Here is a 7,113-nt window from a genome sequence, read left to right on the forward strand (position 1 = left end):
TTTAGTAAGCTTTTAATTTAATGACAAAATCAAAACACCACAATCCAACGACCATATACTAAAAATTTATTAAAAGCAAAATCAAAAAATATAAATTGCAAATCATAGATTTGCTTAAAATCTACAAGTCATGCCAAATTTGGCAAAATTGACATGGGGGTTGATTTACAATCCCCATATCAAATTAATTGAATTAAAAAAAAAGTTTAAATGCATTATTTCAATTTATCCTGCATCGATAACCATTGCAAAATTCGATGAAGATAATAAACTGTTTTTTATGCATTTAAAGCCTTACACAAACAATATGATTATAAAAATCTTTTCATGTAATCAATCAAATCATCACAGAACTCCTCATCGCTCATCGCAAAATCAATTGAGGACTTTATCCACTCAAGCCTGTTTTCAATGTTGAAAACCTTGCCGTCAAACTTGACGCCGTAAACTCCATCCAATTTTGACAAGGCATCGGTAAGCTGTATTTCGCCATTGAATCCAGGTTCTGTCTGATTGATCTTATCAAAAATGTCCGGAGTTAAGATATACCTGCCAACAATTGCAAGATTTGATGAAATCTGATTGATTTTAGGCTTTTCGATGAGAGAATTGATTTTATAAACATTACCCTCAACCTTATCCGCCTCAACGATTCCATAACTGCATATTTTATCACATGGGACTTCCCTTATGGAAATGGCAGATTTTCCATATTTGTTGAAAACATCGATTAATTGCTTTGTGCATAGCTGAGGGCTTTTGGTGATAGAATCTCCAAGCAAGACTGCAAACGGTTCGTCACCAATGTGTCTTTCAGCACATAAAATAGCATCACCAAGACCCTTCAAGTCCTTTTGTCTGACATAACAGATATCCGCTAGATTTGTAACATTTCTAACTTGCTTTAAGACCCTGTCTTTTCCTGCCTTTTGTAGCGTGTATTCAAGTTCATATGATTTGTCAAAGTGATCTTCAATAGATCTTTTATTTCTACCCGTTACTATTAATATATCATCAATGCCTGAAGCCAGAGCTTCCTCAATGACATACTGGATTGCAGGTTTGTCATAAACCGGCAACATTTCTTTTGGTTGGGATTTTGTTGCAGGCAGAAATCTAGTTCCTAGACCTGCTGCTGGAATAACCGCCTTCATAATTATCTCCATATATTTTACATTAATATTAAATAAAAATTTTTACATCACAAAGAAATCATTATTACATTAATTTAAACATATTAACAACTATTAAAAAAATAAATAATAACAAAAATCAAATATTAAATATTATTCAATATTTCAAAAATCTTTTTTATATCATTTTTAGAATCAATATGATGATTTCCAATAAATAATCCTTGATTATGCAATATATCTGAATTTTTTAAAATGCCACAAATCTCATAATCAAAATAATCGATTACTTTATTACGTGTAAAATTTCCCGCAACTATGGGCCTACATTCAATATTTTCTTTTTCGAATAATTTGATAACCTCTTCTCTTTTAGATTTACTTTCAAATATTAATGGAAATCCAAAATAAGATGAATCATCTTGATTTTTCTGAATTTTAACATTATCCAATTGTGAAAATAAATTCGTGAAATATTCTCCATTATCTTTTCTATTTTCCAAGAATTTATCCAATTTTTTTAGTTGTTCACGTCCAATAGCGGCCTCCATCTCAATTGGTCGAACATTATACCCTGGAAAAATAAAATTGAATAGATTATAAAATTCATCTTTTTCTGAAATAAATTTACTATTTTTACTTAAATTACGAGTCCATCCATGAGACCTTATTGATTTCATTATATCATTCAATTCATCATCATCGGTCAAAACCATTCCCCCTTCCATAGTTGCCATATGATGTGAATAAAATGTAGAAAAAGTACCGAGAATACCAAAAGTGCCTGTATACTTACCTTTAAATTTAGCACCCATTGATTCACAGTTATCTTCAATTAAAATTAAATCATTGTTTTCACAGATATCTAATAATTTATCAAAATTATTAGGATTTCCAAGAAGATTAACAGCAAAAATTGCCCTAGTATTTTCAGTAATGGCTTTTTCAACCTCATTCAAATCTAAATTAAATGTATCTAAATCAATATCTACAAATTTAAGCTTTATACCATGTTGATATAATACACTATAAGTCGTTGCCCAAGATACAGCTGGAACTATCACTTCATCCCCAGGATTCAGATTATATTTATCAGATAGAATTAATGAAGCAATTGCAATTAAGTTAGCAGAAGACCCGGAATTGACCATTATCGCATGCTTGCTTCCAAAATATTCTGCAAATTCTTTTTCAAAAGATTCTACTTCCGGCCCCATTGTGAACCTATTACTTTCAATAACCCTCATAATTGCATCAAATTCTTCTTGTTCCCAAGTATCCTTTGCTAATACATAATTAATCATCATAATCAGCCCCATAATTTTTTAAAAACCAATTATAAGTTAATTTAATTCCTTCTTCTAATGAATATTTTGCTTTCCAACCTAATTTTTCAAATTGATTTACATCTAAAACTTTTCTAAACATGCCATCAGGTTTTGAAGTATCAAAATAAAGCTCCCCTTCATAATTAACAACATGTTTTATAGTTTCAGCTAATTCCCTAATAGTATAATCTTTTCCAACACCAATATTAATAAAAGAATCCCCATCATAATTTTCAAATGCAAACAAAGTAGCATCAGCCATATCATCAACAAACATTAGTTCACGATATTGGTTTCCAGTTCCCCAAATATCCACTTGAGGCTTGTTAAATATTTTAGCTTCATGCATCTTCCTAATAAGAGACGCCACAACATGTGCATTCTCTAAATCAAAATTATCATTAATACCATAAATATTAGGAGGCATCACACTAATATAATTAGTTCCATATTGTTTATTATAAAATTCACAAGCTTTTAACCCAACAATTTTTGCTAAAGCATAACCCTCATTAGTTGGTTCTAAGGGTCCAGACATCAAATATTCCTCTTTCAATGGTTGTTTAGCTTTTGTAGGATAAATACAAGAACTGCCCAAAAATACAAGCTTTTCAACATCATTTTCAAAAGCAGATTTAATAATGTTATATTGTATAATAATATTCTCCATTAAAAAATCAACTGGATTATTCATATTTGCATTTATACCCCCAACTTTAGCGGCTGCAAGGAAAAGAGAATCCGGTTTTTCTTGTTTGAAAAAATTTTCAACATCAGCTTGACGAGTTAAATCTAATTCAGAGTGTGATTTTAAAATTAAGTTATTATATCCTCTTTTTTTAAGAGCTCTGACAATTGCTGAACCAACCATTCCATTATGTCCTGCAACATATATTCTATCTGAAAAATCCATCATAACACCTTTAAGATGTATTTTTTACCAAATCTAAATCCGATTTAACCATTTCTTTTACTAAAGTTTCAAAAGAAGTTTGAGTTGGATTCCAACCCAATATCTCCATTGCTTTTGTAGGATCCCCTAATAATTGATCCACTTCCGCTGGTCTAAAATATTTTGGGTCAACTTCAACTAAAACATTTCCAGTTTCTACATCTATACCTTTTTCATCGATTCCTTCTCCTTCCCAACGAATATTAATTCCCACTTCTTTAAATGCAAGCTCACAAAATTCACGAACAGTATGCATTTCTCCGGTTGCTATAACAAAATCATCAGGATTATCATTTTGCAATATTAACCACATGCATTCAACATAATCTTTAGCATGACCCCAATCTCTTTTAGCATTAAGATTTCCGAGATAAAGTTTCTTTTGTTTTCCCAATTTAATTCTGGCCACAGCAAGTGTGATTTTGCGAGTTACAAAAGTTTCGCCTCTCCTTGGTGATTCATGATTAAATAAAATTCCATTTGATGCAAAAATATCATATGCTTCACGATAATTCTTTGTAATCCAAAAACCATACAATTTAGCCACGCCATAAGGACTTCTTGGATAAAACGGAGTATTTTCATTCTGAGGAATTTCTTGAACTAAACCATAAAGCTCAGATGTGGAAGCTTGATAAATTTTTGTTTTGTTTTCTAAACTTAACAAGCGAACAGCTTCCAATATACGTAAAGTTCCAACAGCATCAACTTGAGCAGTGTATTCTGGAGTTTCAAAAGAAACTTTTACATGAGATTGAGCTGCTAAGTTATAAATTTCATCTGGACGTATTTCTTGAATTAATGAAATGACATTTGTAGAATCAGTAATATCACCATAATGCAAATGGAAATTTCTTGCTTTATGCATATCCTCCACTAAATCTTCCATATACAAATGTTCTATTCTGCCTGTATTAAATGAAGAACTTCTTCTTAATATACCATGAACTTCATAATTTTTATTTAATAAAAATTCGGCAAGATATGAGCCATCTTGCCCAGTTATTCCAGTAATTAAAGCTTTTTTCATATTGACAACCCCCATATCTATAAAAATAATATATAATAATATATATTTTAATTAATATTTAAAAATATATAATCAATACTTAGTTTTAATCTTCAAAATATTATTAAGTTAAATAACTTGAGAACACTAATTATTCCAACTATTGAATAATGACAAAAATTATGTATATAACACATAAGTAATCATCATGCCATTTAAGTTTAATTCATCCCTTGGGAATATCATTTTTTCTCCGTTGAAGACTAGATTGACCAATGCATTTTCTCTTTTCTCAAATTCCAGCACAGTAATGTCCTCATCGATTTGAGTCATCTTTCTTTCAAATGAGGTCATGATATCCTCTGGAGCGGCAATGTTCAGCATGCCTTCAGTAAATGCCTTTTCAATTGCATCAACTGTGTTTTCTGCCGCTTTTCCATCACCATATGGGTTTTCTGCATTTTTCATTTTTTCTGCGAATTCACTGTCGGTCAGGATTCTGTTTGCATTTTCCAGTATCGCATCCTTATTTGAACCGACTAGAATGTTTCCTCCGGCAGCCACTGTTTCCGGCCTTTCAGTATTGTACCTCAGGGTTAACGCAGGCACGTCCAGCGTAATCGCTTCTTCCTGAAGGCCTCCGGAGTCTGTCAATATTAATGTTGAGCTTGATGTCAGAAGTAAAAAGTCCAGATATCCTATCGGTTTTACGATATGGACGTGTTCCAAGTCGTTGAGTTCATCAAACAGGCCGAAGTTTTGCAGCGTGTTCTTGGTTCTTGGATGGATTGGGAAGATGATGTTCATTTGATTTAGCTCTTTTAAAGCATCGATGATGTTTACTACCCTTTCTTTTACATCAACGTTTTCTGCCCGGTGCATTGTCAATGTTAAAATGTTATCCATGTTTTCAATGTCCAGATCGGCTAGGGACTCCTCTCCAAATCCTCTTTTTTTAGCTATTTCCAAGTGCCTGAAGCAAGCGTCGACAACCGTGTTTCCTGTTATAAATAGATTTTTTCTTGACAGTCCTTCAGCCAAAAGGTTTATTGCGGATTCTTCAGTTGGAATGAAATACATTGTTGAGCAAACGTCAGCAACCCTTCTGTTTATCTCTTCAGGCATTGTCGTATCAAATGACCTGAGGCCCGCTTCAACGTGACCAACGGCAATGTGCAGTTTAGCACAAACGAGTGCACCTGCAAGGACAGCGTTGGTATCGCCCTGAACCAAAACAATGTCCGGCTTTTCATCCAAAAGAATCCCTTCAATGCCTTTCATCATCAAACCAGTCTGTCTGGCATGAGATCCTGAGCCCACATGAATATTGTAATCTGGAGCTGGAATCTCCAAATCCCTAAAGAAATTATCAGACATTTCCTTATCATAATGTTGGCCAGTGTGCAAAACAACCTGATCAATGCCCCTCTTGTCAATTTCAGCGATGATAGGGGCCATCTTAATAATCTCCGGCCTTGTGCCTAAAATAGTTGCAATTTTCATAATATCATTTCCACCCTAACAAATTAGAATTATATAGTTAATACCTTAAAAACAAATACCTCTTACATCAATGGAATATTTGGCCAAAAATTATAATATTCCTGTTTAACATATGCAAAACTATATGTAAATGATTCAATATCCCATTTAATCTCACAGAAACCTAAATTATTCAACTTATCTTTGAAATCCTCATCAGAAAACATATGTCCTTCACCTAAAATCACGTCCATTTTATTTATTAAACCAGATTCTATTAAATCATTTATAATTTTATACTCTGCTCCTTCAGTATCAATTTTTAAAACTATATTAGAATCAATATTATCTGATTTGATAATTTTTGAAATTACATCAGTAGTATTTTTGACTTCAACAGATTTTACTTTTAGATTATCTTTAAATACCCTTAAGGAAGGTTGGATATTAGTAAATTCTGAAATCATTGTATTTAATCCATCGTACCCATCTAAATAATATAAATCAACAAATTCATCTTTATCTGAAAGTCCAAAATTATAAGGTTTAATTTTACTAGCTAATGAGGGGTTAAAATTGATATTATCTACAGCACGCTCATAAGTAAACTCATCAATTTCAAATCCATAAACATGCGAACAATTATCAAAATTAGCAAATTTTAAAGAAGCATAAGCTCTATTCATACCAATATCAAACACGACAAAATCTTCAAACTGATACAATTGTGGGATAACATACTCATTCAAACCATTTATTTCCATAATGGTCCAAATATGATTATTTGTGCTTAAAATAATGCCTTCTTCCGTTTCAAGCAACATCCTATTTTCTTCAGGAGAATATGATAAAAATTTAATATTATTGTAATAACATAAATTAAATAAGAAATCTGTATTCATAAACTGTTTTAATGTAGATTCATATCCATTAAAAAAATATTTTCTAATTTCATTATAATGTTCCTTATATGCATTGACTAATATTGATAAATTTGAATCTATATTAGAACTGTTTTTTAATAAACTATCATTGACAATAGCAATTTGATTACTGATAACATTATTTTTCGAATTAATCAAATCAACAATCCTAGAAACACCCTCATCATACTTAGAACCAACATCAGCACCATTACTATTAATCAAATCAACAATCCTAGAAACACCCTCATCATACTTAGAACCAACATCAGCACCATTACTATTA

The 7,113-nt window shown here is 31.6% G+C and carries 6 protein-coding genes; all 6 read right to left on the reverse strand.

Annotated elements, in window-relative coordinates; all coding sequences use genetic code 11:
• Positions 1 to 311 precede the first annotated feature (311 nt).
• The gene (galU, locus tag IJE64_RS03585) at positions 312 to 1,154 is read right to left on the reverse strand and encodes a UTP--glucose-1-phosphate uridylyltransferase GalU (RefSeq protein ID WP_292782128.1); all 843 of its coding nucleotides are present in this window, start codon (positions 1,152 to 1,154) and stop codon (positions 312 to 314) included.
• A 125-nt stretch (positions 1,155 to 1,279) separates the two neighbouring features.
• The gene (locus tag IJE64_RS03590; RefSeq protein WP_292782131.1) at positions 1,280 to 2,440 is read right to left on the reverse strand and encodes a DegT/DnrJ/EryC1/StrS aminotransferase family protein; all 1,161 of its coding nucleotides are present in this window, start codon (positions 2,438 to 2,440) and stop codon (positions 1,280 to 1,282) included.
• Entirely contained in the window at positions 2,430 to 3,374 is a 945-nt protein-coding gene (locus tag IJE64_RS03595) for a GDP-L-fucose synthase (RefSeq protein WP_292782134.1), read from the reverse strand. Before IJE64_RS03595 ends, IJE64_RS03590 begins: the two co-directional genes overlap by 11 nt.
• 10 nt (positions 3,375 to 3,384) lie before the next feature.
• Positions 3,385 to 4,443 carry a GDP-mannose 4,6-dehydratase gene (gene gmd, locus IJE64_RS03600; protein WP_292782137.1) on the reverse strand — a complete coding sequence of 353 codons (1,059 nt, stop codon included), beginning with the start codon at positions 4,441 to 4,443 and terminating at the stop codon, positions 3,385 to 3,387.
• A gap of 159 nt (positions 4,444 to 4,602) precedes the next feature.
• On the reverse strand, positions 4,603 to 5,925 hold the full coding sequence (wecB, locus tag IJE64_RS03605) for a non-hydrolyzing UDP-N-acetylglucosamine 2-epimerase (RefSeq protein ID WP_292782140.1): 1,323 nt from the start codon (positions 5,923 to 5,925) through the stop codon (positions 4,603 to 4,605).
• A 62-nt stretch (positions 5,926 to 5,987) separates the two neighbouring features.
• On the reverse strand, positions 5,988 to 7,113 hold a 1,126-nt coding region (locus IJE64_RS03610; RefSeq protein ID WP_292782142.1), incomplete at its 5' end, for an FkbM family methyltransferase.

It is taken from the genome of Methanobrevibacter sp. (assembly GCF_017409525.1).
In the GTDB taxonomy this organism is placed as follows: Archaea; Methanobacteriota; Methanobacteria; order Methanobacteriales; family Methanobacteriaceae; genus Methanocatella.